The sequence below is a fragment of the Enterobacter cloacae complex sp. P14RS genome, assembly GCF_014895895.1.
Classification (GTDB): Bacteria; Pseudomonadota; Gammaproteobacteria; order Enterobacterales; family Enterobacteriaceae; genus Enterobacter; species Enterobacter bugandensis.
Genome location: NZ_JADBQM010000023.1, coordinates 26,951 through 52,743 on the forward strand (window position 1 = coordinate 26,951; position 25,793 = coordinate 52,743).

The 25,793-nt window shown below is 56.8% G+C and carries 22 protein-coding genes; 12 read left to right on the forward strand and 10 right to left on the reverse strand.

The window, feature by feature from the left end; genetic code table 11:
* Window positions 1–861 (forward strand): ketose 1,6-bisphosphate aldolase, encoded by an 861-nt coding sequence (locus tag IM295_RS18655; RefSeq protein WP_028015195.1) that lies wholly within the window; start codon window positions 1–3, stop codon window positions 859–861.
* A complete protein-coding gene (locus IM295_RS18660; protein ID WP_193067182.1) occupies window positions 858–1,865 on the forward strand; it encodes a carbohydrate kinase family protein in 1,008 nt (335 codons plus the stop codon). The genes IM295_RS18655 and IM295_RS18660 overlap by 4 nt, the downstream gene beginning before the upstream one ends.
* Here the strand turns inward: IM295_RS18660 and IM295_RS18665 are convergent.
* Window positions 1,862–2,593 carry a response regulator gene (locus IM295_RS18665; RefSeq protein ID WP_126818767.1) on the reverse strand — a complete coding sequence of 244 codons (732 nt, stop codon included), beginning with the start codon at window positions 2,591–2,593 and terminating at the stop codon, window positions 1,862–1,864. The two genes, IM295_RS18660 and IM295_RS18665, sit on opposite strands and share 4 nt — an antisense overlap.
* 257 nt (window positions 2,594–2,850) lie before the next feature.
* Between IM295_RS18665 and fdhF the strand changes: the two genes are divergently transcribed.
* From fdhF to IM295_RS18680, 3 genes are all read left to right on the forward strand, one after another.
* Window positions 2,851–4,998 (forward strand): formate dehydrogenase subunit alpha, encoded by a 2,148-nt coding sequence (fdhF, locus tag IM295_RS18670; protein ID WP_193067164.1) that lies wholly within the window; start codon window positions 2,851–2,853, stop codon window positions 4,996–4,998.
* A gap of 320 nt (window positions 4,999–5,318) precedes the next feature.
* Window positions 5,319–5,471, forward strand: a complete 153-nt coding sequence (locus tag IM295_RS18675; RefSeq protein ID WP_028015189.1) for a Hok/Gef family protein — start codon at window positions 5,319–5,321, stop codon at window positions 5,469–5,471.
* A 121-nt stretch (window positions 5,472–5,592) separates the two neighbouring features.
* On the forward strand, window positions 5,593–6,267 hold the full coding sequence (locus IM295_RS18680; RefSeq protein ID WP_045261055.1) for a tetratricopeptide repeat protein: 675 nt from the start codon (window positions 5,593–5,595) through the stop codon (window positions 6,265–6,267).
* A gap of 80 nt (window positions 6,268–6,347) precedes the next feature.
* Here IM295_RS18680 and gltP read toward each other — a convergent pair whose 3' ends face one another.
* Window positions 6,348–7,661 carry a glutamate/aspartate:proton symporter GltP gene (gltP, locus tag IM295_RS18685; protein ID WP_028015187.1) on the reverse strand — a complete coding sequence of 438 codons (1,314 nt, stop codon included), beginning with the start codon at window positions 7,659–7,661 and terminating at the stop codon, window positions 6,348–6,350.
* Between the two features lie 423 nt (window positions 7,662–8,084).
* Here gltP and acs point away from each other — a divergent pair, with 423 nt between their 5' ends.
* From acs to actP, 3 genes are all read left to right on the forward strand, one after another.
* Window positions 8,085–10,043, forward strand: coding sequence for an acetate--CoA ligase (gene acs, locus IM295_RS18690; protein ID WP_063437696.1), 1,959 nt, complete (start codon window positions 8,085–8,087; stop codon window positions 10,041–10,043).
* A gap of 128 nt (window positions 10,044–10,171) precedes the next feature.
* A complete protein-coding gene (locus IM295_RS18695) occupies window positions 10,172–10,486 on the forward strand; it encodes a DUF485 domain-containing protein (protein ID WP_028015185.1) in 315 nt (104 codons plus the stop codon).
* The gene (gene actP, locus IM295_RS18700; RefSeq protein WP_193067165.1) at window positions 10,483–12,132 is read left to right on the forward strand and encodes a cation/acetate symporter ActP; all 1,650 of its coding nucleotides are present in this window, start codon (window positions 10,483–10,485) and stop codon (window positions 12,130–12,132) included. The genes IM295_RS18695 and actP overlap by 4 nt, the downstream gene beginning before the upstream one ends.
* A 32-nt stretch (window positions 12,133–12,164) precedes the next feature.
* On the opposite strand, the gene IM295_RS18705 is transcribed toward actP, so the two are convergent.
* Both IM295_RS18705 and IM295_RS18710 read right to left on the reverse strand, forming a co-directional pair.
* Window positions 12,165–12,854, reverse strand: coding sequence for an LrgB family protein (locus tag IM295_RS18705; protein ID WP_045630755.1), 690 nt, complete (start codon window positions 12,852–12,854; stop codon window positions 12,165–12,167).
* Entirely contained in the window at window positions 12,847–13,257 is a 411-nt protein-coding gene (locus tag IM295_RS18710) for a CidA/LrgA family protein (RefSeq protein WP_100171234.1), read from the reverse strand. Before IM295_RS18710 ends, IM295_RS18705 begins: the two co-directional genes overlap by 8 nt.
* A gap of 102 nt (window positions 13,258–13,359) precedes the next feature.
* Between IM295_RS18710 and IM295_RS18715 the strand changes: the two genes are divergently transcribed.
* Window positions 13,360–14,247, forward strand: coding sequence for a LysR family transcriptional regulator (locus tag IM295_RS18715; protein WP_193067166.1), 888 nt, complete (start codon window positions 13,360–13,362; stop codon window positions 14,245–14,247).
* Between the two features lie 81 nt (window positions 14,248–14,328).
* On the opposite strand, the gene IM295_RS18720 is transcribed toward IM295_RS18715, so the two are convergent.
* The 4 genes from IM295_RS18720 to soxR all read right to left on the reverse strand — a co-directional run bounded on the left by IM295_RS18720 (window position 14,329) and on the right by soxR (window position 19,193).
* On the reverse strand, window positions 14,329–15,975 hold the full coding sequence (locus IM295_RS18720; protein WP_028015180.1) for a Na+/H+ antiporter: 1,647 nt from the start codon (window positions 15,973–15,975) through the stop codon (window positions 14,329–14,331).
* A gap of 153 nt (window positions 15,976–16,128) precedes the next feature.
* Window positions 16,129–17,478: a guanine/hypoxanthine transporter GhxP gene (gene ghxP, locus IM295_RS18725; RefSeq protein ID WP_028015179.1), complete on the reverse strand. Its 1,350-nt coding sequence runs from the start codon at window positions 17,476–17,478 to the stop codon at window positions 16,129–16,131.
* A gap of 297 nt (window positions 17,479–17,775) precedes the next feature.
* The gene (locus tag IM295_RS18730; protein WP_193067167.1) at window positions 17,776–18,447 is read right to left on the reverse strand and encodes a glutathione S-transferase family protein; all 672 of its coding nucleotides are present in this window, start codon (window positions 18,445–18,447) and stop codon (window positions 17,776–17,778) included.
* A gap of 287 nt (window positions 18,448–18,734) precedes the next feature.
* Entirely contained in the window at window positions 18,735–19,193 is a 459-nt protein-coding gene (gene soxR, locus IM295_RS18735) for a redox-sensitive transcriptional activator SoxR (RefSeq protein WP_023331806.1), read from the reverse strand.
* Between the two features lie 98 nt (window positions 19,194–19,291).
* Here soxR and soxS point away from each other — a divergent pair, with 98 nt between their 5' ends.
* Window positions 19,292–19,618 carry a superoxide response transcriptional regulator SoxS gene (gene soxS, locus IM295_RS18740; RefSeq protein ID WP_008503387.1) on the forward strand — a complete coding sequence of 109 codons (327 nt, stop codon included), beginning with the start codon at window positions 19,292–19,294 and terminating at the stop codon, window positions 19,616–19,618.
* 6 nt (window positions 19,619–19,624) lie between these two features.
* Here soxS and IM295_RS18745 read toward each other — a convergent pair whose 3' ends face one another.
* A complete protein-coding gene (locus IM295_RS18745) occupies window positions 19,625–21,190 on the reverse strand; it encodes an EAL domain-containing protein (protein WP_028015177.1) in 1,566 nt (521 codons plus the stop codon).
* A 657-nt stretch (window positions 21,191–21,847) separates the two neighbouring features.
* Between IM295_RS18745 and IM295_RS18750 the strand changes: the two genes are divergently transcribed.
* Window positions 21,848–22,129: a YjcB family protein gene (locus tag IM295_RS18750; RefSeq protein WP_028015176.1), complete on the forward strand. Its 282-nt coding sequence runs from the start codon at window positions 21,848–21,850 to the stop codon at window positions 22,127–22,129.
* Window positions 22,130–22,186: 57 nt separating this feature from the next.
* On the opposite strand, the gene ssb1 is transcribed toward IM295_RS18750, so the two are convergent.
* Window positions 22,187–22,717, reverse strand: a complete 531-nt coding sequence (gene ssb1, locus IM295_RS18755) for a single-stranded DNA-binding protein SSB1 (protein WP_006810470.1) — start codon at window positions 22,715–22,717, stop codon at window positions 22,187–22,189.
* A gap of 251 nt (window positions 22,718–22,968) precedes the next feature.
* On the opposite strand from ssb1, the gene uvrA reads away from it, so the two are divergent.
* Window positions 22,969–25,791: an excinuclease ABC subunit UvrA gene (gene uvrA / locus IM295_RS18760; protein WP_041911534.1), complete on the forward strand. Its 2,823-nt coding sequence runs from the start codon at window positions 22,969–22,971 to the stop codon at window positions 25,789–25,791.
* Window positions 25,792–25,793: the final 2 nt, after the last annotated feature.

Consider the following 25,793-nt stretch of genomic DNA (forward strand, 5'->3'; position numbering starts at 1 on the left):
ATGCCACTGATTTCTCTTGCCGACGGTCTTGAGCACGCCAGGAAACACCGCTACGCGTTGGGCGCGTTCAACGTGCTCGACTCCCATTTCCTGCGCGCGCTGTTTGCCGCCGCAAAGCAGGAACGCTCGCCGTTTATCATCAACATCGCCGAAGTGCACTTTAAGTATGTTTCCCTGGATTCGCTGGTCGAAGCGGTCAAGTTCGAAGCCGCCCGTCATGATATTCCCGTAGTGCTGAATCTCGACCACGGCCTGCATTTCGAGGCCGTCGTGCGCGCCCTGCGCCTGGGGTTTAGCTCGGTGATGTTCGACGGCTCGACGCTGAGCTACGAGGAGAACATTCGCCAGACCCGGGAAGTAGTGAAGATGTGCCACGCGGTGGGCGTCTCGGTGGAGGCGGAGCTGGGCGCGGTCGGCGGGGATGAAGGCGGCGCGCTGTACGGACATGCGGATGAAGCGTTCTTTACCGACCCGCAGCTGGCGCGGGAGTTTGTCGATAAGACCGGCATCGACGCGCTGGCGGTCGCCATCGGCAACGCGCACGGCAAATACAAAGGCGAGCCGAAGCTCGATTTCCCGCGCCTGGACGCCATTCGTCAGCAGACGGGGCTGCCGCTGGTGCTGCACGGCGGCTCCGGGATTAGCGATGCAGACTTCCGCCGCGCCATCGAGCTGGGCATTCATAAAATCAACTTCTACACCGGCATGTCGCAGGCCGCGCTCGCCGCCGTTGAGCAGCGTATGGCGAACCGCCAGCCGCTGTACGATGAGTTTGCCGAACTGCTGCTGGGGATAGAAGAGGCGATAACCGATACGGTCGCCGAGCAGATGCGCATCTTCGGCAGCGCGGGGCAGGCATAATGGAACGCAAAGGCATCATCGCCGCAGGCAATATGCTGGTGGATCACGTTCACCAGATCGTGCAGTGGCCGGAGCGCGGCTGGCTGGCGGAAATCACCCACAGCGAACGCTCAACCGGCGGCGCGCCGCTCAACGTGCTGCTGACGCTGGCGAAAATGCACGCCGGCCTGCCGCTGCAGGCGGTGGGGCTGATCGGGGAAGACGGCGACGGGGATTACATTCTGGCGATGCTCGACCAGTACCACGTCAACCGCCAGCGCGTGCAGCGCACCACCTTCGCCCCAACCTCCATGTCGCAGGTGATGACCGATCCCAGCGGGCAGCGCACCTTTTTCCACTCGCCGGGCGCCAACCGTCTGCTGGATCTTCCCGCCTTCGATCGTCTCGATGGATCGATGAAGATCTTCCATCTCGGCTACCTGCTGCTGCTCGACAGCCTGGATATGCCGGATGACGAGTTTGGCACCCGCAGCGCGCGGCTGCTGGCGCAGATGCGCGAGCAGGGGTATGAAACCTCCCTTGACCTGGTGTCCCGCAAGGGCGACCCGCGCTATCAGCCGCTGGTACTCCCTGCCCTGCGCCATCTGGATTATCTGGTGATTAATGAACTCGAGGCCGGTGAGTTTAGCGGGCTGGAGATGCGCGACGGCAACGATGCCCTGAACATCGCCCATATCGCCGATGCCGCGGCGCAGCTGCTGGCGGCAGGCGTTCGTCAGCGGGTGGTAATCCACTGCCCGGAAGGGGCATGGGGTGAAACACCGGGAGAAGGAGGCCGATGGGTTCCGTCGTGGAAGCTGGAGCAGAACGAGATTATCGGCAGCGTCGGCGCGGGCGACGCGTTTTGCGCGGGCTTTTTATACGGCTGCCATGAATCGCTGCCGCTGACAGAAAGTATTTATCTGGCGCACGCCTGCGCGCGGGCCAGCCTGCTGGCGGCCAATGCGATTGACGGCGCAAAAACGCTGGCCGAGCTGCAGCTGTTTATTAAAGAGAATACTTAGGCCGCTTTCTCGCTATGAGACACATCGGCGGCAAAAACATAGCCCAGACCGCGCATGGTTTTGATGAGCTTAGGCTGATGCGGGTTGACCTCGATTTTTCGCCGCAGGCGCATGATCAACACGTCAATCGTGCGGTCGAATACCTCGGTACTTTCGCTGTGGGTGAGCTCAAGCAGCTGCTCGCGGCTCAGTACCCGGCGGGCATTTTGCGTGAGCGCCAGCAGCAGGCCATATTCACCCTGAGTCAGTGGCACGGCGTTACGCTGCGGATCAATCAGTTCACAGCGGGCGGTGTCCAGCGTCCAGTCGTTGAAGGTTATCCCCGCCGCACGTGGCATCGGCGCTTCGGCTGCCAGCGCTCCGGTACGACGCAGCACGGCCTTAACGCGGGCCACCACCACGCGTGGATTAAACGGTTTGCCAATATAATCGTCAGCCCCCATCTCCAGCCCCACTACCACGTCTGATTCACTGCCCAGCCCGGTTAACATGATCACCGGTAGCGCCGGGCGCTGCTTTTGCAGCTGCAGCAAAACCTGCAGGCCGTTGATGTCCGGCAGCATCATATCCAGCAGAACAAGGGCGATAGCCGGCTCCCGTTGGACCTGCCGCAGCGCATCCTGGCCGTTGTGGCAGACAAGCACGCTAAAGACGTGCTCGCTCAGCACATCCTGCAGCAGTTCACACACTGCCATATCGTCATCAACCACCAGAATCGCCGGTTTCATCATATGCTTCCGTCAGGGGATTATGTTAAGTCTGAACCATTCTGCCGTCGGCTCCAGTGAAATGAATTTTTCCGTGACGGAAATTCAACCCATGTCACATCCGCCGCTCATTCGACACGTCAATTTTGACGATTGTCTGCATTTCGTCAGGGATTTCGCCGGGAATGCACCGTAAAGTCGGTAAGTAACCCCACTAAAAACATGGCATAGAAGCTGCATTAGTCGGTGCGAAAGATTTGATTAACTGGAGCAGACTGATGAAAAAAGTCGTCACGGTTTGCCCTTATTGTGCCTCAGGTTGCAAGATCCACCTGGTGGTCGATAACGGCAAAATCGTCCGGGCGGAGGCCGCGCAGGGGAAAACCAACCAGGGCACGCTGTGCCTGAAGGGGTATTACGGCTGGGATTTTATTAACGATACACAAATCCTCACCCCGCGCCTGAAAAACCCTATGATCCGCCGCGAGCGCGGTGGCAAGCTGGAAGCCGTCTCCTGGAACGAGGCGCTGGATTACATCGCCACGCGCCTGAGTGCCATTAAGGCCAAGTATGGCCCGGATGCCATTCAGACCACCGGCTCCTCACGCGGGACCGGGAATGAAACCAACTACGTGATGCAAAAATTCGCGCGCGCCGTTATTGGTACCAATAACGTCGACTGCTGCGCTCGCGTCTGACACGGCCCATCGGTTGCAGGTCTGCACCAGTCGGTCGGTAACGGCGCAATGAGTAATGCTATCAACGAGATAGATAACACCGATCTGGTGTTTATCTTCGGTTATAACCCGGCGGATTCTCACCCTATCGTCGCGAACCACGTGATTCGCGCTAAACAGAACGGGGCGAAAATTATCGTCTGCGATCCGCGCAAAATCGAAACCGCGCGCATTGCGGATATGCACATTGCGCTGAAAAACGGCTCGAATATCGCGCTGTTGAATGCGATGGGGCACGTCATTATTGAGGAGAACCTGTACGACCAGGCGTTTGTCGCCACGCGTACGGAAGGGTTTGAAGAGTACCGGAAAATTGTCGAAGGCTACACGCCGGAGTCGGTAGAAGCGATAACCGGCGTGAGCGCGCAGGAGATCCGCCAGGCGGCACGGATGTATGCCGGAGCGAAAACCGCCGCCATCCTGTGGGGCATGGGCGTAACCCAGTTCTACCAGGGCGTGGAAACCGTGCGATCCCTGACCAGCCTCGCGATGCTAACCGGGAATCTGGGCAAAGCGCACGTCGGCGTTAACCCGGTTCGCGGCCAGAATAACGTCCAGGGTGCCTGCGACATGGGTGCGCTGCCGGACACGTATCCGGGCTATCAGTACGTGAAGTACCCGGAAAACCGCGAGAAGTTCGCGAAGGCCTGGGGCGTGGAGAGCCTGCCGGCACATACCGGCTATCGCATCAGCGAGCTGCCGCACCGCGCGGCGCACGGTGAAGTGCGGGCGGCCTACATCATGGGTGAAGATCCGCTCCAGACCGACGCCGAGCTGTCTGCGGTGCGCAAAGGCTTTGAGGATCTGGAGCTGGTGATTGTCCAGGATATCTTCATGACCAAAACCGCGGCGGCGGCGGATGTGATTCTCCCGTCGACCTCCTGGGGCGAGCATGAAGGCGTCTATACGGCGGCGGACCGCGGCTTCCAGCGCTTCTTTAAGGCGGTCGAGCCGAAGTGGGATTTGAAAACGGACTGGCAGATCATCAGCGAAATCGCCACCCGCATGGGCTACCCGATGCACTACAACAACACCCAGGAGATCTGGGACGAGCTGCGGCATCTGTGCCCGGACTTTTATGGGGCAACCTATGAAAAAATGGGTGAGCTGGGCTACATCCAGTGGCCGTGCCGGGACGAGTCGGAGGCCGACCAGGGGACGTCGTATCTCTTTAAAGAGAAATTTGACACCCCGAACGGGCTGGCGCAGTTCTTCACCTGCGACTGGGTTGCGCCGATCGATAAACTCACCGAGGAGTACCCGATGGTGCTCTCTACCGTTCGTGAAGTAGGCCACTACTCCTGCCGTTCAATGACCGGCAACTGCGCCGCGCTGGCGGCGCTGGCGGACGAACCGGGCTACGCGCAGATCAACACCGCCGATGCGGAGCGCCTCGGCATTGAGGATGAAGCGCTGGTGTGGGTGAATTCGCGCAAAGGCCGCATCATTACCCGCGCGCAGGTCAGCGACCGTCCAAACAAAGGGGCTGTCTATATGACCTACCAGTGGTGGATTGGTGCCTGTAACGAGCTGGTGACGGAGAACCTCAGCCCGATAACCAAAACGCCGGAGTATAAATACTGCGCCGTCAACGTTGAGCCGATTGCGGATCAGCACGCGGCGGAACAGTATGTGATCGACGAATATAACAAGCTGAAAGCACGGCTGCGTGAAAGCGCAATGGGTTGAAGCCGTTAATTAATCGTTGAATAAAGGGAGTGAGTTATTCACTCCCTTTTTATTTCCGCTTAAAACATTAAAAATATAAATTATTATTCTGGAAAGCGACTCGCAAAATAATGTAATTCGCGCAGAACAGAATTACATCTTTGCATTTTAATTCAGAAGGATAAGATGTGCGGCGGGTGCTTAAGACTTTCTGTCTTGAGCATTGTTGAGGGACAGAAAGTGGAAAGCCCCGGGAAATTTTCATTCACCCGAGGCTACCCCTCAACTACCAACAGGTTGAGAGTAGCCTCTTCTTCTTTTTTTGACAAGGAGTAAAAGGCATGACGCCATTAAAAACTGCGTTAGGCATCGTCTTTATTATCTGCCTGACGATAGTGATATTTACCTTTATTACTCGCGGTAGACTGTGCGAGTTTTCAATAAAGAGTGAACATCAGGAGGTGGCGGCGAAATTAGCCTGCGTGGCAGGCTAACCTCTACGGGCGAAACCACGGTTTCGCCCGGCTTGTAGGATGTTGAGGTCTTAATGCACCCATTTTTTTCTTTTGCTACCGCGATTATACTGCGCGGCGTGTACCCAGATGATAAGAATCCATGAAAGCCATTTTTCTGTTGTTGTTATTTTTTACGTCGTTCGCCCGCGCGGATGAGATAGGCAGCCAGTATCAGAAGCAGGCGGAAGCCGGCGATGCCCGCGCCCAGTATTATCTCGCCGATACCTACTTCAGCTCCGGTGACAGAAAGCAGGCAGCGCTGTGGGCCGAGAAAGCCGCGAAAGGCGGTGATGTCGACGCCATGGGGTTACTCTCGCAGATCCTCTTTACGCAGGGGGATTACGCTCAGGCTAAAGCGCTGGCGCAGCAGGCCACCATCGCCGGCAGCAAGCGCGGCACGATTATGCTGGCGCGTATTATGGTGAACACGCAGGCGGGTAAAACCGACTATCCTCAGGCCATCAAGCTCCTGCAAACGGCGGCCGAAGATATCGACAACGACTCGGCGGTCGATGCGCAGCTGCTGCTGGGGCTGATTTATGCCAACGGCGTAGAGGTGCCGCAGGATGACGTACAGGCGGCGTCATGGTTTAAGCGCAGCTCGTCCCTGTCACGTACGGGCTATGCGGAATACTGGGCAGGAATGCTGTTCCAGCAGGGTGAGAAAGGCTTTATCACGCCGAATAAGCAGAAAGCGCTCTACTGGCTAAACCTGAGCTGTACCGAAGGGTTTGATACGGGGTGTGAGGAGTTTGATGCGTTGAGCGGAGAATAACGTGCCGGGTGGCGGCTTCGCCTTACCCGGCCTACAAAACCCGTAGGCCCGGTAAGCGCAGCGCCACCGGGCTTAGGATGTTACTGGTCAGCCGTCTTATCAAAACGACCCAGCACCTCGCGTTCATACGCCAGCGCTTTTTTACGGTCGAATTTGTGTTCCCACTTGGCGATAACCAGCACCGCCAGCGCGTTACCCACCACGTTCAGCGCGGTACGCGCCATGTCGAGGATACGGTCCACACCGGCGATGAACGCCAGGCCTTCCAGCGGAATACCCACGCTGCCCAGCGTCGCCAGCAGCACCACGAAGGAGACGCCCGGCACGCCTGCGATGCCCTTTGAGGTCACCATCAGCGTCAGAACCAGTACGATCTCCTGCCACAGCGACAGGTCAATGCCGTACAGCTGCGCGATAAAGATCGCCGCAATACTCTGATACAACGTCGAGCCATCCAGGTTAAAGGAGTAGCCGGTCGGCACCACGAAGCTCGTTATCGACGCTGGCGCGCCGTACGCCTCCATCTTCTCAATGATGCGCGGCAGCACGCTCTCAGAGCTTGCGGTGGAGTACGCCAGAATCAGTTCATCCTTCAGGATACGGATCAGGATCCAGATGCTCAGCCCGCACAGGCGCGCCACAATCCCCAGCACCACCAGCGCGAAGAACAGAATGGCGAAGTGCACCAGGATCACCAGCTTCGCCAGCGGCCACAGGGAGGCAAAACCAAAGTTCGCCACGGTCACTGCGATAAGCGCGAACACCCCAACCGGCGCGTAGCGCATCACCATGTGGGTCACTTTGAACATGGTTTCGGAAATAGAGCGGAATACGGTGACCAGCGGCTCACGGTGCGTTGCCGGCAGGGAGGAGAGCCCCAGACCAAACAGCACCGAGAAGAAGATGATCGGCAGCATCTCGCCTTTCGCCATGGAAGCAATGATGTTGGTCGGCACCAGCGACAGGATAGTCCCCATCAGACCGTGGGAATGGCTCTGCACGTCAGCGGTGGTGCTTTGGTATTTCGAAATATCCACCGTCGCCAGCTGCGACATATCGATCCCGGAGCCTGGCTGGAATACGTTCGCCAGCGTTATGCCGAGGATAATCGCAACCGTGGTGATCACTTCGAAATAGAGAATAGTTTTCGCGCCAATGCGACCTAACTGCTTCGCATCGCCGACGCCCGCGATACCGACCACCAGCGTCGAGATCACAATGGGCACCACAATCATCTTAATCAGATGAATAAAAATATCGCCTGCCGGAGAGAGCAGGTTCGCAATCAGCCACTCGCGGCTGTCGCTATGATAATGAAGATAACTGCCCAGCAAGATGCCCAGCACAAGGGCCAGCAGGATCTGCCAGGCCAGGCTGACTTTCAAATTTTTCATAGAAACTGACTTCCTCAATGAAATCTCCGCACCAGCAAAACTGCATGAATATGGAGACATACTGAAAGGGTATGAATTGTGTTGCGTTGGTTTATGGGATTTTTTAACGCGGCGTATGAGTATCATTTGCACGACCTGTTGCGCAAGCCTTAAAGAACGACGCATTTCACTATCAAAAGCGGTTATGACGCGAGTTTGTCATAATTCTGATAAATAACCTTTTGTTATAAAAACGCTTTTTTATAAAGAATTGTGAATAATCGGCATCGTGAATTATTTCCCTTCAAAGTTTCATTCGCTCAATTTTCAACCTGTTCAAACAATGCGTGATCTGTCGCCCAAATACTAAACAAAGCTTGTAAAGCCCCTACTATTAACGTTTTTGCGACATATTATTAACATCTTACAAGGAGAAAAAAAGCCATGAGCCAAATACACAAACACGACATTCCCGCAAACATTGCGGACCGTTGCCTGATCACCCCGGAGCAGTACCACGAGAAATATCAGCAATCTGTTACCAACCCGGACGCCTTCTGGGGCGAGCAGGGTCACATCCTTGACTGGATCAAACCTTATCAGAAGGTGAAGAATACCTCTTTCGCGCCAGGCAACGTCTCCATTAAATGGTATGAAGACGGCACGCTGAACCTGGCGGCGAACTGCCTGGACCGCCATCTTGCCGAACGCGGCAACGAAACGGCCATTATCTGGGAAGGCGACGATGTCTCTCAGAGCAAACACATCTCTTATAAAGAGCTGCACCGCGACGTCTGCCGCTTCGCTAACGTGCTGCTGGACCAGGGGATTAAAAAAGGCGACGTGGTGGCGATCTACATGCCGATGGTGCCGGAAGCGGCGGTAGCTATGCTCGCCTGCGCGCGTATCGGCGCGATCCACTCCGTCATCTTCGGCGGCTTCTCCCCTGAAGCGGTTGCCGGGCGCATCGTTGACTCGAACTCGAAGCTGGTGATCACCGCCGACGAGGGCGTACGCGCCGGGCGCGGTATTCCGCTGAAGAAAAACGTCGATGAAGCGCTGAAAAACCCGAACGTCAAATCCATCAATAACGTCATTGTCCTCAAGCGTACCGGCGGCAAGATCGACTGGCACGAGGGGCGTGACCTGTGGTGGAGCGACCTGATTGAAAAAGCGAGCGACCAGCATCAGCCGGAAGAGATGAACGCGGAAGATCCGCTGTTTATTCTTTACACCTCCGGCTCAACCGGTAAACCGAAAGGCGTACTGCACACCACCGGCGGCTATCTGGTCTATGCGGCCACCACCTTCAAATACGTCTTCGACTACCATCCGGGCGACATCTACTGGTGTACCGCCGACGTGGGCTGGGTCACCGGACACAGCTACCTGCTGTACGGCCCGCTGGCCTGCGGCGCAACGACGCTGATGTTTGAGGGCGTACCGAACTGGCCGACTCCGGCGCGCATGTGTCAGGTGGTCGACAAGCACCAGGTCAACATTCTTTACACCGCGCCAACGGCGATCCGCGCGTTAATGGCGGAAGGTGATAAGGCCATCGAGGGCACCGACCGCTCCTCATTGCGCATCCTCGGCTCCGTGGGCGAGCCCATCAACCCGGAAGCCTGGGAGTGGTACTGGAAGAAAATCGGTAACGAGAAGTGCCCGGTGATGGACACCTGGTGGCAGACCGAAACCGGCGGCTTCATGATCACCCCAATGCCGGGCGCCACGCAGCTGAAGGCCGGCTCGGCAACCCGTCCGTTCTTCGGCGTGCAGCCTGCGCTGGTGGATAACGAAGGTAATCCGCAGGAAGGCGCCACCGAGGGTAACCTGGTGATCACAGACTCCTGGCCGGGCCAGGCGCGCACGCTGTTTGGCGATCACGAGCGCTTCGAGCAGACCTACTTCTCGACCTTTAAAAACATGTACTTCAGCGGCGACGGCGCGCGCCGGGATGAAGACGGTTATTACTGGATCACCGGACGCGTGGACGACGTGCTGAACGTTTCCGGCCACCGTCTGGGTACGGCAGAGATTGAGTCCGCGCTGGTGTCGCATCCGAAGATTGCCGAAGCGGCGGTGGTCGGCATTCCTCACAACATCAAGGGCCAGGCGATCTACGCCTACGTCACCCTGAACCACGGCGAAGAGCCGTCGCCGGAGCTGTATACCGAGGTGCGCAACTGGGTACGTAAAGAGATTGGCCCGCTTGCCACGCCGGACGTACTGCACTGGACAGACTCGCTGCCGAAAACCCGTTCCGGCAAGATTATGCGCCGTATCCTGCGCAAAATCGCGGCAGGCGATACCAGCAACCTCGGCGATACCTCAACGCTTGCCGATCCTGGCGTGGTGGACAAACTGCTCGAAGAGAAGCAGGCCATCGCAATGCCATCCTAGTGTTTTCTCCCTCTCCCCGTGGGAGAGGGCCGGGGTGAGGGCATCAGACCGCACCTTCCTCCCCTCACCCTCTCCCCATAGGGGAGAGGGGATAAAACAAACCAACCTTACCTCTGGAGATTTCTGTGATGAATAACGATATTTGTCAGCAGATAGAGAATAGTGCGCACTACAGGGAGCTCGTCGATAAGCGGCAACGGTTTGCCTTCACCCTTTCCATCATCATGCTGATTATCTATGTCGGCTTTATTCTGCTGATCGCCTTTGCGCCGCACTGGCTGGGCACCCCGTTACATGAGGGCACCAGCGTGACGCGCGGTATCCCCATTGGCATTGGCGTGATCGTGATTTCATTTGTGCTGACCGGCGTCTACGTCTGGCGCGCGAACGGTGAGTTCGATCGTCTTAATAAAGCGGTACTGCAAGAGGTAAAAGCATCATGAAGCGAATCCTGACGGCGCTAGCCGCCACACTTCCCTTTGCCGCCCACGCGGCGGATGCCATTACCGGCGAGGTACAGCGCCAGCCAACCAACTGGCAGGCGATTATCATGTTCCTGATTTTCGTGGTGCTGACGCTGTACATTACGTACTGGGCGTCGAAACGCGTGCGCTCCCGTAACGATTACTACACCGCGGGCGGCAACATAACCGGCTTCCAGAACGGGCTGGCAATTGCGGGTGACTTTATGTCTGCCGCCTCGTTCCTCGGGATCTCCGCGCTGGTTTACACCTCCGGCTATGACGGCCTGATCTACTCCCTCGGCTTCCTCGTCGGCTGGCCGATCATTCTGTTCCTGATTGCCGAACGCTTGCGCAACCTGGGACGTTACACCTTCGCTGACGTGGCATCCTATCGCCTGAAGCAGGGGCCGATTCGTACCCTCTCCGCCTGCGGCTCGCTGGTGGTGGTGGCGCTGTATCTGATCGCCCAGATGGTGGGCGCGGGCAAGCTTATCGAACTGCTGTTTGGCCTGAACTACCACATCGCGGTGGTGCTGGTGGGCGTGCTGATGGTGATGTACGTTTTGTTCGGCGGCATGCTGGCCACCACCTGGGTGCAGATCATCAAAGCCGTACTGCTGCTGTTCGGCGCGAGCTTTATGGCCTTTATGGTGATGAAACACGTCGGCTTCAGCTTCAATAACCTGTTCACCGAAGCGATGGCTGTCCACCCGAAAGGAGAAGCGATCATGAGCCCGGGCGGGCTGGTGAAAGATCCGATCTCCGCGCTCTCTCTCGGTCTCGGCCTGATGTTTGGTACCGCTGGCCTGCCGCACATTCTGATGCGTTTCTTCACGGTGTCAGACGCGCGTGAAGCGCGTAAGAGCGTCTTCTACGCCACCGGCTTTATGGGTTACTTCTACATCCTGACCTTTATCATCGGCTTCGGCGCGATCATGCTGGTGGGCGCGAACCCGGCGTTTAAAGACGCGGCGGGCGCGCTGATTGGCGGTAACAACATGGCGGCGGTGCACCTGGCCGATGCGGTGGGCGGCAACCTGTTCCTCGGCTTTATCTCCGCCGTGGCCTTCGCCACCATCCTTGCGGTGGTCGCCGGGCTGACGCTGGCGGGCGCGTCTGCGGTATCGCACGACCTCTACGCCAACGTCTTCCGTAAAGGCGCGAGCGAGCGCGACGAGCTGAAGGTTTCCAAAATCACCGTGCTGGTGCTGGGCGTGGTCGCTATTCTGCTGGGGATCCTGTTTGAGAAGCAGAACATCGCCTTTATGGTGGGACTGGCCTTCTCGATTGCGGCAAGCTGTAACTTCCCAATCATTCTGCTCTCCATGTACTGGTCCAAACTGACCACCCGTGGGGCGATGATAGGCGGCTGGCTGGGCCTGCTGACAGCGGTCATTCTGATGATCCTCGGCCCGACCATCTGGGTGCAGATCCTCGGTCACGAAAGCGCTATCTTCCCGTACGAGTACCCGGCGCTGTTCTCCATTGCCGTGGCGTTTATCGGTATCTGGGTCTTCTCGGCTACCGACAACTCGCCGGAGGGTAACCTGGAGCGTGAGAAATTCCGCGCCCAGTTTATCCGCTCACAAACCGGCCTCGGCGTTGAGCAGGGCCGCGCACACTAAGCCTTTCTCCCCGGTTGCTCTGGCCGGGGAGCTTAAAACATCACCCACGCCACCAGCGGCGCAATCAGCACCATCGTTACGCCCGAGAGCATCATCACCAGGCTTGCAACGACCCCTTCCTGCTGACCCAGCTCATACGAACGCGCCGTGCCTGCCCCATGAGATGCCGCGCCAAACCCTGCTCCTTTCGCCATCCCTTCCCGAATGGACAGCCGCAGAAACAGCACATCCCCCACCGCCATGCCGAATACGCCGGTGACGACCACAAACAGCGCCACCAGATCCGGCTGCCCGCCGAGCGGTTTGGCGGCCGCCAGCGCAAACGGCGTGGTCACCGAGCGCACGGCCAGGCTGCGCTGAATTTCATCGGAGAGGGTAAACAGCCTCGCCAGCCAGACGGAGCTACAGACCGCCACCACCGTCGCGGTGACGACGCCCGCGCTGAGCGACATCCAGTGGCGTTTGATAATCGCCAGGTTGTCATACACCGGCACCGCAAAGGCGATAGTCGCCGGGCCGAGCAGCCACAGCAGCCAGTGGGATTCACCAATGTAGTTCTGCCAGGAGATATGGCCGAAGACCAGCATCAGCACCAGCAGGATCGGCGTGAAGACCAGCGGCATCAGCGGCAGCGTGCGAAAGCGGCGATACAGGCGCTTGTTGGCAAAGTAGATGGCGACCGTCACGATCAGGCACAGCACGCTTATCTGAAAGTTAGTCATGCTTTTGCCTGCTGATTTCGAACCGGTATACCTTATCCACCACCCAGGCGGTGGCACCCAGCACCATCAGCGTGCTCAGGGCAATAACCGCGAAGATGCGCCAGCCGTCGACCATCAGCAGCTGCGCATAGTTCACCACCGCCACCACGGCCGGAACGAAGAACAGCAGCATCTCCGCCAGCAGCCAGCGCGCGCCGGCGCGCACCCAGCTGAGGGGCAACGCGCGGCAGAGGATCAGCACCAGCATCAGCACCATCCCCACCAGGTTGGCGGGTAAAGGCAGATGCAGCCAGTCGACAAGGTATTCCGCAAAAACAAACAGTCCCGCGTAGAGCAGTACCTGAACCGGGACCTGGAGTCGTTGCACAACGGCAGGCGTAACACGGCTTAACGCCACGGCCATGGGGGTTTTCCTCAGAAATGAGACGAGGCGCCAGTATAGTGAGCGTACGTCATCGACTGAAATGAATTAAAATCATCGAAGGTATAGTTTCGAGGAATAATCATGGACATAAGAACGCTGCGCTATTTTGTCGAGGTGGTTCGCCAGCAAAGTTTTACCCGCGCAGCGGAGAAGTTGTTCGTTACCCAGCCAACCATCAGCAAAATGCTGAAAAACCTCGAAGACGAGCTGAACTGTACCCTGCTGATCCGCGACGGACGCAAGCTGCTGCTGACCGATACCGGACGCGTGGTGTTCGAGCGCGGGCTGGCGATCCTGGCGGAGTTTCGCCAGCTTGAGGCCGAGCTTGCGGACATCAACCACCTGACGAAAGGTCTGCTGCGGCTCGGCATTCCGCCGATGGTCGGCATGATGATGGCCGGGCCGATAAGCCTGTTCCGCCAGCGCTACCCCGGCGTTGAGCTTAAAATATCTGAGTTTGGCGGCCTGACCGTGCAGCAGGCGGTGATCAACGGCGAGCTGGACGTGGCGATGACGGCCCTTCCCGTGGAGGAAGAGAGCGGGCTGGCAACGCTGCCGCTGTTCAGCCATCCACTGTGCGTGCTGGTGCCCCGCTCCGGCGACTGGCTGAAGATAGACTCAGTGAAGCCCGATCTGCTCGGCGAACACCCGCTGCTGATCTACAACGAAGACTTCGCCTTAAGCCGCCAGCTGATGGCGCTGTTTAATCACCATAACGTGAAGCCGCGCATTGCGGTGCGCAGCGGCCAGTGGGATTTCCTGGCGGCAATGGTGCAGGCGGGCGTGGGAATTGCCATTCTGCCGCAGCCGATCTGCGAGCGTCTTGATAAAAACACGCTGCGCTGGATCCCGCTGGAGAGTGACCTGCACTGGCAGTTGGGGATGATTTGGCGTGAAGGAGTGTATCTTTCGCACAGCGCACAGGCGTGGCTGCAATGTTGTGAGGGGTTTTGGGTGCGGTCTGAATAGTGCCGGGTGACGGCTTCGCCTTACCCGGCCTAAGGTTCAAATGTAGGCCCGGTAAGCGTAGCGCCACCGGGCAACAACGCGCTACTGATTCTCTATTAACAGCGCTTCTAACAGGTCCAGATCGTGCAGCAGCTTTTGCAGCGTCTCGTTGCTGATCTGACGCGTCGCGCGCAGGTGATACAGCTCGGCACGCTCGGATCGCAGCGCCGCCAGGCGGAAACGACGCTCGAGGTTCTCTTCCTGCAGCGAGCTTTCCACGTCGTTACGTCCGTCAGCACGACGGCGCAAATTACCAATTACGCGTGAACTGACTTCCTTCAGCAGCTGGTTATCAATGTTCTCTTCGGCATCGGCAGCCAGACGCTCCTCCATCTTCTCAATGGCGACAATCGCGACTTCTGCCGTCGCCGCACGGGCTATCCGCTCCTCTTTGTGCTGTTGGGTCGAGTCACCGGCATCAATGTGCTGGAGTAAAATCGGCAGCATAATCACGCCGACAAACAGCGAGAAGAGAATCACGCCCGCCGCCAGGAACACCAGCTCGTAGCGCGCCGGGAAGACGTCGCCCGTCGGCAGCAGCAGCGGAATAGAGAGCACACCGGCGAGGGTTATCGCCCCGCGTACGCCCGCGAAGGAGGCAATCAGCAGCTCGCGCGTGGTCCAGGAGCCGAACTCCATCGGCTTTTTGGTCAGGAAGCGGACGCTGAACTTTTTCATCGTCCAAAGCCAGCCGAAACGCACCAGCATTAATGCCATGTAGATCAGCACGATATCGGTAAACAGCATCCAGACTTCAACGTTTGGATCCGCCTCCGCCGCGATCAGCGAGGATTCCATGATGCCCGGCAGCTGCAGGCCCAGCAGCAGGAAGACCATGCCGTTAAAGACAAACTCCAGCATCGCCCAGGTGCTGTTGGCGCGCAGGCGCATCGCCAGCGGCGCGCGGCGCATCACGCCGGAACGGGTGATGGTCATCCCCGCCGCTACCGCCGCCAGAATGCCCGAGACGCCGATATGTTCAGCGATAAGGTAAGAGGCAAAAGGCAGCAGGAACAGCAGAACGATTTGCGTCGCCGGTTCATCGCCGCCCCAGCGGCTGAGGAAGCGCAGCGAACGACCGTACAGCCAGCTCACCACGAAGCCCGCGAGAATACCGCCAATCGCCACCTTGAAGAATTCCAGGGTCGCGCCACCAATGGTAAAGACCATGGTGCCCATGGCTACCGCCACGGCAAACTTCAGGGCCACCAGGCCGGAAGCGTCATTCATCAACGCCTCGCCCTGCAAAATGCCCATTATTTTCTTCGGAATGCGCCCTTCACCCACAATGCCGGAAAGGGCCACGGCGTCGGTCGGCGACAGCACGGCGGCCAGCGCAAAGGCGGGAATTAACGGGATACCCGGTACGGCCCAGTAGATCAGGAAACCTATCCCGACCACGGTAACGACCACCAGCGCCAGCGCCAGGCCGAAGATCTCTCGCCCATGCTCAAGAAATTCGCGCGTCGGCGTTTTCCACCCATCGGCAAACAGCAGCGGCGGGATAAACAGCACGAGGAACAGTTCCGGATCGAACTCCACGTGCAGACCGAACGTCGGCCACGCAAGCAGCGCGCCGATGGCTATTTGCATTAAAGGCAGGGGGACCTGGAAGGGCAGTACGCGTGTAACCACCCCGGATAATGAGACCACAAGGGTCATGATGAGTATTGTGAAGAAAATTTCCATGCGTTCCCTGTTTGCTGTGTTTCTTTTTAAGCCAAACCTGAGGCGTCGTGCCTCTTATTCTATCCTCTCCAGAGTAACGCAAAAGGCAACGGGATGAGTCCTGAAAATAAAAACGGGCGGCCTGAGCCACCCGTTTTCGCATCAATGGATAATTTAGATTGCCCAGCCGCCCGCGTAGAAGGCGACCAACGCAACGGCGATCACCACGGTGCCGATGTTCAGCTTGCGCCACTCTCCGGAAACCAGACGACCAATCACCAGCGACGCAAAACCGATCATGATGCCAGTCACGATGTTACAGGTCAGGACGATAAACACTGCGGTAATCAGGCCGGACATCGCATCCACGAAGTCCGCAAAATCGATTTTCGCCACGTTGCTCAGCATCAGCAGGCCGACGTACATCAGCGCTGGCGCGGTCGCATACGCAGGCACCAGGTAGGAGAGCGGAGAGAGGAACAGGATCAGCAGGAACAGCACGCCAACGGTGATGGCCGTCAGGCCGGTTTTACCGCCTGCCGCCGTACCCGCTGCAGATTCGATGTACACCGCCGCAGGCGCCGCACCCACCAGACCAGAGAAGACGCTGCTCAGGGAGTCGGTGGTCAGCGCTTTGCCGCCATCAATAATCTGACCGTCTTTATCCAGCAGGTTGGCCTGACCAGCCACCGCGCGAATGGTACCGGTGGCGTCAAATACCGCGGTCATCACCAGCGCCAGCACGCTTGGCAGGATCACCGGGTTCAGCGCGCCGACGATATCCAGGCTGCCGATCAGGGAGTTGCCTTTGTCATCGCTCAGCGACGGCATGGCGAAAATACCGGAGAAGTGAACGGTCGGATCGAAAATCAGGCCGACGATGGAAATGCCAATAATGGTCAGCAAAATGCCGCCCGGCACCTTCAGTTTTTCCAGGCCGATAATCACCGCCAGACCGATGAGCGACATAATGACCGGGAAGCTCGCGAAATGACCGAGCGCTACCGGCAGGCCGTCCAGCGGGTTCTTGATGACCAGACCCACGCCGTTGGCAGCGATCAGCAGCAGGAACAGGCCGATACCGATACCGGTTCCGTGCGCCACGCCCTGCGGCAGGTTGCGCAAAATCCAGCTACGGATGCCGGTGGCAGAAATAACGGTAAACAGTACGCCCATCAGGAACACGGCGCCGAGGGCAACCGGTACGCTGATCTGCTGGCCCAGCACCAGACTGAACGCGGTAAAGGCGGTCAAAGAGATGGCGCAACCAATCGCCAGTGGCAGGTTCGCCCACAGGCCCATTACGATGGAGCCCACGCCGGCCACCAGGCAGGTGGCGACAAAGACAGCCGCAGGCGGGAAGCCCGCCTTGCCCAGCATGCCCGGTACCACGATGACGGAGTAAACCATCGCCAGAAACGTGGTCAGACCGGCAACGACTTCCTGGCGCACGGTGCTGCCACGAGCCGAAATTTTAAACATGGCGTCAAGTGAACCGCCGGTACGCGCAGATGGCGTAGACATAGAAAACATCCCCTGAGAGTTTTTATAGAACGTCCATAAGCGTGGTGGAGACACCGCTGCCAGCTAAAACGTCAAATCCGTGTGTTGCGTTTGCGACGAAAGGGCGTCACAAAAAAAGCAAACGTTTAGCTCCGCGCTTATAAAACGGGTGGTCAAATTAAGGCAAACGATTATCCAGCCTAATACCCGCCCTTTTCAACTGAACTTTGTCGTTTTTCGCTAAAATTCACTTATGACGATGAAGAAATAAACAGAGGATGCGCAAACGTTATCGTCTATGCGCAATTTGTTTACATTTCAATCCTCGCCCGGGATCGTTAACGGGCCACCTTGTTGCAGGGTTCTTTGCCAGCCAGGACTCGTTTCCACTTTTTTCTTCCATGCCTGAATATGCGGCAGATTAGCAATGCCGCCGCGCGCCAGCAGGGCAAAGAGGGGGAAGCTCATCTGAATGTCAGCCATGCTTAACGTCTCTCCGGCAAACCAGCTGTTTTTAGCAAGATGTGAGTCAATAAAGCGCGCATGGGTCTCCAGCTGGGGGTTGAGATACGCTTTCTGTACCCCCTGCCCCAGCGCCTTGCCCAGCGTTCGGATGCCAAACGGCACGGGCGGCTTGCCCAGGCTGCTGAAGACCAGCTTCATGAGCAGCAGCGGCATCAGCGACCCTTCTGCGTAATGCAGCCAGAAGCGGTATTGCACCTTATGCGCGGGGTCTAAAGGCTTCAGCCGCGATTCGGCATCATAGGTTTCCTGCAGATACTCCAGAATGGCGCCTGACTCCGCAAGGATCAGCCCGTTATCTTCAATGACCGGCGATTTGCCCAACGGATGCACCTTTTTGAGGGACTCGGGTGCCAGCATGTTTTTTTCGCGCTGGTAGTGAACAATCTCATAAGGCAGGGCGAGCTCTTCCAGCGCCCAGATCACGCGGTGCGAGCGCGACTGGTTAAGGTGATGTACCGTGAGCATGATTTTCTCCTGTTATTCATACTTTTTAACTATAGAAAATCGAACAACACCGCGAAAAAATTTCGTCTAAAAAACGGCTAGCGCGGCTGGCGAAAAAACGGGTCTTGCATAGAATTAAAGTGTCAGCACAATCCGGAACCTCCCCAACCAGCTCGACACGAGGGGTGCTGATGTCGGGGGAAACCCTCCCGTGAACCAGCGGGATAGAGAGAAAGACAAAGACCGGGAAAAACTAAAGCGCCCTTAGTGGCGCTTTAGTTCTTTATTATGCTTTTTGCCGCAAGAACTTAATCCTCCTCCAGCAGCCGCGCCCCGGTCCCCTGCTCGCCCAGCCTGTCGCCAGGGTTACGTAGCGGGCAGTCGCTACGGGACAGGCAGCCGCAGCCGATACAGCCGTCCAGCTCGTCACGCAGCGCCACCAGCGTGTGGATACGCCTGTCCAGCTCTTCACGCCACTGGGACGAAAGCTCTTTCCACTCTTTCGGGCTAAGCGTATGCCCTTCCGGCAACACGCCGAATGCCTCACCGATCGTCGCCAGGGGAATGCCGATGCGTTGCGCAATTTTGATAATCGCCACGTAGCGGAGCACGTCACGGGTATAGCGGCGCTGGTTTCCACCGTTACGGATGCTTTTAATTAACCCTTTGCTTTCATAAAAGTGGAGCGCCGATACCGCAACGCCGCTTCGCTTTGCCACTTCGCCGGGGGTTAACAGCGCTTTAATGCGCGGCAATCTCTTTTCCATAAAACCTCTTTACCTCAAGTTAACTTGAGGAATTATACTCCCCCGCAGAGAAAACGACGAATCAACCGAGAAAGTTGTATCTACAGAGGGGCAACCTTATGTCGCATCAGCAAATTATTCAGACACTTATTGAATGGATTGACGATCATATCGACCAACCGTTGAACATTGATGTGGTCGCAAAAAAATCGGGCTATTCGAAATGGTATTTACAGAGAATGTTCCGCACGGTCATGCACCAGACGCTGGGGGAGTACATTCGCCAGCGCAGGCTCCTGCTGGCGGCGCAGGCGTTACGCTCAACGCAGCGGCCGATTTTTGATATCGCGATGGATCTTGGCTATGTTTCGCAACAAACCTTTTCCCGCGTGTTTCGCCGCGAGTTTGACCGTACGCCGAGCGATTATCGCCACCAGTTGAATTAATGCATATCAGTGCAAAGGTTGCTGCTGCCAGGTCATAAACTCCTGGGGCGGCATCGCTTTCGCGAAGTGCCATCCCTGACAGAACTCAACGCCGCGCTTCAACAGCCAGCTCACCTGCTCAGCCGTCTCAACCCCTTCCGCAATGGTTTTAAGCCGCAGGCTTTGCGCCATCTCGATAATATGCTCGGCGATCAGGTGGCTGGTACTGTTGGTGGTTAAGGTGTCGATAAACGATTTATCGATTTTCAGAATATCCACGTTCAACGAGTAGAGGTTGTGCAGGTTGGAATAACCGGTCCCGAAATCATCGATCGCCACTTCATAGCCCGCCTGACGGAAGGCCTGAATCACCGGCGTGGTTTTTGGCACATCGATAAAGCCGCGCTCCGTCACTTCAATTTTAATTTGCTGGGCGCGTACGGCGTAGTGCCGGGCCTTGTCAGAAATCATGGCGATCAGCCGCGAGGAGTGAAAGTCCGTGGCCGACAGGTTGATCGAAATATAGAGATGCGGATGCGCCGCCAGGAAATGGCCCAGATCGCTGAACACCTCCTCAACGACATAATCCGTAATCCGCTCGCTCATTCCCTCTTTTTCCGCAAGCGGAATAAACTCAGCCGGGCTCATTACCTGCCCATTGAAACCAGGCCAGCGCAACAGCGCCTCTGCCCCCACACACTGGTTGTTCTTGATATCAATAATCGGCTGATAGTGCACACAAAGCTGGCGCTTGTTCAGCGCCCGGTGCAGTAAGCGCCCCGGCGAATTAAGCTCACGATGGGTGCGGGACCACACCAGCAAAATAATAATGCTGCAGATCATTCCCAGCGGTAGCGTCAACGTCGCCTGGTGATAGAGCGTTTCATAAAAACGTTTATCTGACGTCGACACGATGGCGGCAATAGGCCGATTTGTCGATTTCACGACGGTATAGAAACGGTTATCTTTTTGAAATACCGATTCCTTATCCCGAATCATCGAATTTAATAAAGTCGCATTGGCTTTCTGGCTGACGGAAAAGAAGGCATTAGTTACCGTGTCGTATACCCCCCATGCGAGGGAATGATCGGTAGACATCACTTCACTGTAAGAAAGCGGATTGACCACCACGACATAATTTCCGCGCTGCATATATGTCATTTTATAGCCAGTATAAAATGGCGTATCGCGAAAATAATAGATAGCAACGTCAGGTTTACGCGTGTAATTAGCGACCGGAATGACGTAGGGTTGATCCGGTGTAAAAACGGTCGAACAAAGAAAATTCTGACCTTCTGCATAAATTAAATCGGCGACAAACAGGCGGCCACGAACAACGTTCAACATATATTGACGATGTTCCGGCGTACAACGTTCACCCTGATATTTTTCTGCCTCGCCCCTGGCCAGTTCAACTTGTTGAATTACCAGTTCTGTTTTGTCTAAAGCCAGTTCAGCAAATGTCCGTAGCTGAGCGCTCGTTTCCGACTCGGCTCGTAGCTGGGCAAACCATAGAGCAAGCATCACCGGCAGCATAACTACCATGATGATCCCTACCACTCTGAGCATTTTGCGCCGCGCGCTACGATTCATTTCCCGCCCTATATCCCTGCATGTTGTACGCCTGTAGTAATGAAGGCCGGATGCTTTGTTAAACAGGTGATTACGTTGCATGAATCATGCGAAGTTAGCAACTGACTTTTAGTATTAAAAATCTTAAATTTCGTTATGACGATAATATTTTCCCGTAAGCTAAACTGTAAGTATTCGTTCCGTTTTAATTAAGGAAAATAATTATCCATCGCGTACGGGAGGTTTGAAGAGAACACAACAGAGGATCGCTGATTAAGCAAAACTTCTGGCGGCATGAAAAAAGTACAACACCAACGTGACGTTTCATCCTATTTCTGCGGGTATATTTTGTTCGTTGTTTTATAAATAATCAGACATCACCACAATATTATCAGAAAATAATGCGCCCCCTAAAAACAGCACGGCTGGCCGTCTCTCTGCCTCCAGATGCTCTTCCCCACTTACCCGACGGGATTACCTCAGCGCGTTGTGGATCCGCCTCCCCCCTGTCCGAAGGCGGTCCCGAACCGCATGCTCTTTTTTCCGGGTAATAAAATCCCCTTTTTTGGCTACGCAGACACTGGCGAATAAATCAACAAATGTGATATAGTTCACACATATTGTGTAACGAGAAACACTGTTTCATTCAGTTCGTCTGTTTTGTAGAGGATGGGTTTTATGGCAACCATTACTACCAGCATGGTTCTCCTGCGCTGGCCCTTGTTGAGCGCGGTTTTGATGTTTTTAGCCAGCACGCTGAACATTCAGTTTCGTAAATCCGACTACGCGGGTCTTGCCGTCATAAGTACCCTGTTAGGGCTTGGCGCGGCCTGCTGGTTCGCAACGGGCCTGCTGGGCATTACCCTGCTGGATATGGCCGCGGTCTGGGAAAATATAAAAGTGGTGATGGTTGAGGCGATGAACCACACCCCACCAGACTGGCCGATGGTGATTACCTGATCCCTTCAGCAATAAAAAAACCCAGACGATGTCTGGGTTTTTTTTAGCATCCGTTGATCAGAACGGGATATCGTCGTCGAAGTCCATTGGCGGTTCGTTAGACGGAGCAGGAGCAGACTGCTGCTGCGGACGAGACTGCGCGCCGCCGCTGAACTGGTTGCCGCCCTGCGGCTGCTGAGGCTGACCCCAACCACCCTGCTGCTGGTTCTGACCGCCACCTGCCGGTGCGCCACCGCCCTGACGGCCACCCAGCATTTGCATGGTACCGCCCACGTTCACCACCACTTCCGTGGTGTATTTTTCCTGACCGGATTGGTCGGTCCATTTGCGGGTACGCAGCTGGCCTTCGATATAGACCTGAGAACCTTTACGCAGATACTCACCGGCCACTTCGGCCAGTTTTCCAAACAGCACAACGCGGTGCCATTCGGTCTGCTCTTTCATTTCACCGGTCGCTTTATCACGCCAGGATTCGGAAGTAGCCAGCGTAATGTTGGCAACTGCGCCACCACTCGGCATGTAGCGTACTTCCGGGTCCTGGCCCAGATTACCGACGAGAATCACCTTGTTTACGCCTCTGCTGGCCATGTTCGTGTCTCCTGAATACGTTTCTTAATAGTGTAAACGCGCGAGTGTACCATTTCCATGCTGCACTTTGATAGTTGCGTAGCACGTTCCAGAGTTCTCCCGCGAACTCAACATTGTTACACAGTGAATCAGAAAATGCATTCCAATACTGTATATTCAAACAGGTCATTTTGTGTCATAATTAGCCGTTTCTGACAGCCGTTTGTCCTTCAAACAAACCAGGCAATCCGTGTTCCAACCGGGAAAGGTGAATGGATAAGATCGAAGTTCGGGGCGCCCGCACCCATAATCTCAAGAATATCAACCTCATAATCCCTCGCGACAAACTCATCGTCGTGACCGGGCTTTCGGGGTCTGGCAAATCCTCACTGGCTTTCGACACCTTGTATGCCGAAGGACAGCGTCGTTACGTTGAATCGCTCTCGGCGTACGCGCGTCAGTTCCTGTCGCTGATGGAAAAACCGGATGTCGACCATATTGAAGGGTTATCGCCTGCTATCTCTATTGAGCAGAAGTCTACCTCGCATAACCCGCGTTCAACGGTCGGTACCATTACCGAAATTCACGACTATCTGCGTCTGCTGTATGCCCGCGTGGGTGAGCCGCGCTGCCCGGACCACGATGTCCCGCTGGCGGCACAGACCGTGAGCCAGATGGTGGATAACGTGCTGTCGCAGCCGGAAGGCAAACGCCTGATGCTGCTGGCACCGATTATCAAAGAGCGTAAAGGCGAGCACACCAAAACGCTGGAGAACCTGGCAAGCCAGGGCTATATCCGCGCCCGTATCGACGGCGAAGTGTGTGACCTGTCCGATCCGCCAAAGCTTGAGCTGCAAAAGAAACACACCATCGAAGTGGTGATTGACCGCTTTAAGGTGCGTGACGATCTCGCCACGCGTCTGGCTGAATCCTTTGAAACCGCGCTGGAACTCTCTGGCGGCACGGCCGTGGTCTCCGACATGGACGACCCGAAAGCGGAAGAGCTGCTCTTCTCCGCCAACTTCGCCTGCCCGATTTGCGGCTACAGCATGCGCGAGCTGGAACCGCGCCTGTTCTCGTTCAACAACCCGGCGGGCGCGTGCCCGACCTGTGACGGTCTGGGCGTGCAGCAGTATTTCGATCCGGATCGCGTGATCCAGAACCCCGAGCTGTCGCTCGCGGGCGGTGCGATTCGCGGCTGGGATAAGCGTAACTTCTACTACTTCCAGATGCTGAAGTCGCTGGCGGAGCACTACAAATTCGACGTTGAAGCGCCGTGGGCGAGCCTGAGCCCGAACGTGCACAAAGTGATCCTGTTCGGTTCCGGCAAAGAGAACATCGAGTTCAAATACATGAACGATCGCGGCGATACCTCCGTGCGTCGCCACCCGTTCGAAGGGGTGCTGCACAATATGGAGCGCCGCTACAAAGAGACCGAATCCAGCGCGGTGCGCGAGGAGCTGGCGAAGTTCATCAGCAACCGCTCCTGCGCCACCTGCGAGGGCACGCGTCTGCGTCGCGAAGCGCGCCACGTGTTTGTGGAAAACACGGCGCTGCCGACCATCTCAGACATGAGCATCGGCCACGCAATGGACTTCTTCAATAACCTGAAGCTTTCCGGCCAGCGTGCGAAAATCGCCGAAAAAGTGCTGAAAGAGATCGGCGATCGCCTCAAGTTCCTCGTGAACGTTGGCCTGAACTACCTGACGCTTTCCCGCTCGGCAGAAACGCTCTCCGGCGGTGAAGCCCAGCGTATCCGTCTGGCGAGCCAGATTGGCGCGGGCTTAGTCGGCGTGATGTACGTGCTGGATGAACCGTCCATCGGCCTGCACCAGCGCGACAACGAGCGTCTGCTCGGCACACTGATCCACCTGCGCAATCTCGGCAACACGGTAATCGTGGTGGAGCACGACGAAGACGCAATTCGCGCCGCAGACCACGTGATCGACATCGGCCCGGGTGCGGGCGTACACGGCGGCCAGGTGGTGGCGGAAGGTACGCTGAAGGACATTATGGCGGTGCCCGAGTCGCTGACCGGCCAGTACATGAGCGGCAAGCGCAAAATTGAAGTGCCAAAACAGCGCGTCGCGGCGAACCCGGAAAAAGTGCTGAAGCTCACAGGGGCGCGCGGCAACAACCTGAAGGACGTCACCCTGACGCTGCCGGTTGGCCTGTTTACCTGCATTACCGGCGTGTCCGGTTCCGGTAAATCGACGCTGATCAACGATACGCTGTTCCCGATTGCGCAGACGGCGCTGAACGGCGCGACGCTGGCCGAGCCTGCACCGTACCGCGACATTCAGGGGCTGGAGCATTTCGACAAGGTTATCGACATCGACCAGAGCCCGATTGGCCGTACGCCGCGTTCCAACCCGGCGACCTATACCGGCGTCTTCACGCCCGTACGTGAACTCTTCGCTGGCGTACCGGAAGCGCGTTCGCGCGGGTATACGCCAGGACGTTTCAGCTTTAACGTGCGCGGCGGCCGCTGTGAAGCGTGTCAGGGCGACGGCGTGATCAAGGTTGAGATGCACTTCCTGCCGGATATCTACGTGCCGTGCGACCAGTGCAAAGGCAAGCGCTATAACCGAGAAACGCTGGAGATTAAGTACAAAGGCAAGACCATCCACGAAGTGCTGGACATGACCATCGAAGAGGCGCGCGAGTTCTTTGACGCCGTCCCTGCGCTGGCTCGTAAGCTGCAGACGCTGATGGACGTAGGCCTGACCTACATTCGCCTGGGGCAGTCAGCAACAACCCTGTCCGGCGGTGAGGCGCAGCGCGTGAAGCTGGCGCGCGAGCTGTCCAAGCGTGGTACCGGCCAGACGCTCTACATTCTGGATGAGCCGACCACCGGCCTGCACTTTGCGGATATCCAGCAGTTGCTTGAGGTGCTGCATCAGCTGCGCGATCAGGGCAACACGATTGTGGTCATCGAACATAATCTGGACGTGATTAAAACCGCGGACTGGATTGTCGATCTCGGCCCGGAAGGCGGCAGCGGCGGGGGTGAAATCCTCGTCTCCGGTACGCCAGAGACCGTTGCAGAGTGCGAAGCCTCGCACACCGCGCGCTTCCTTAAACCGTTGCTGTAATT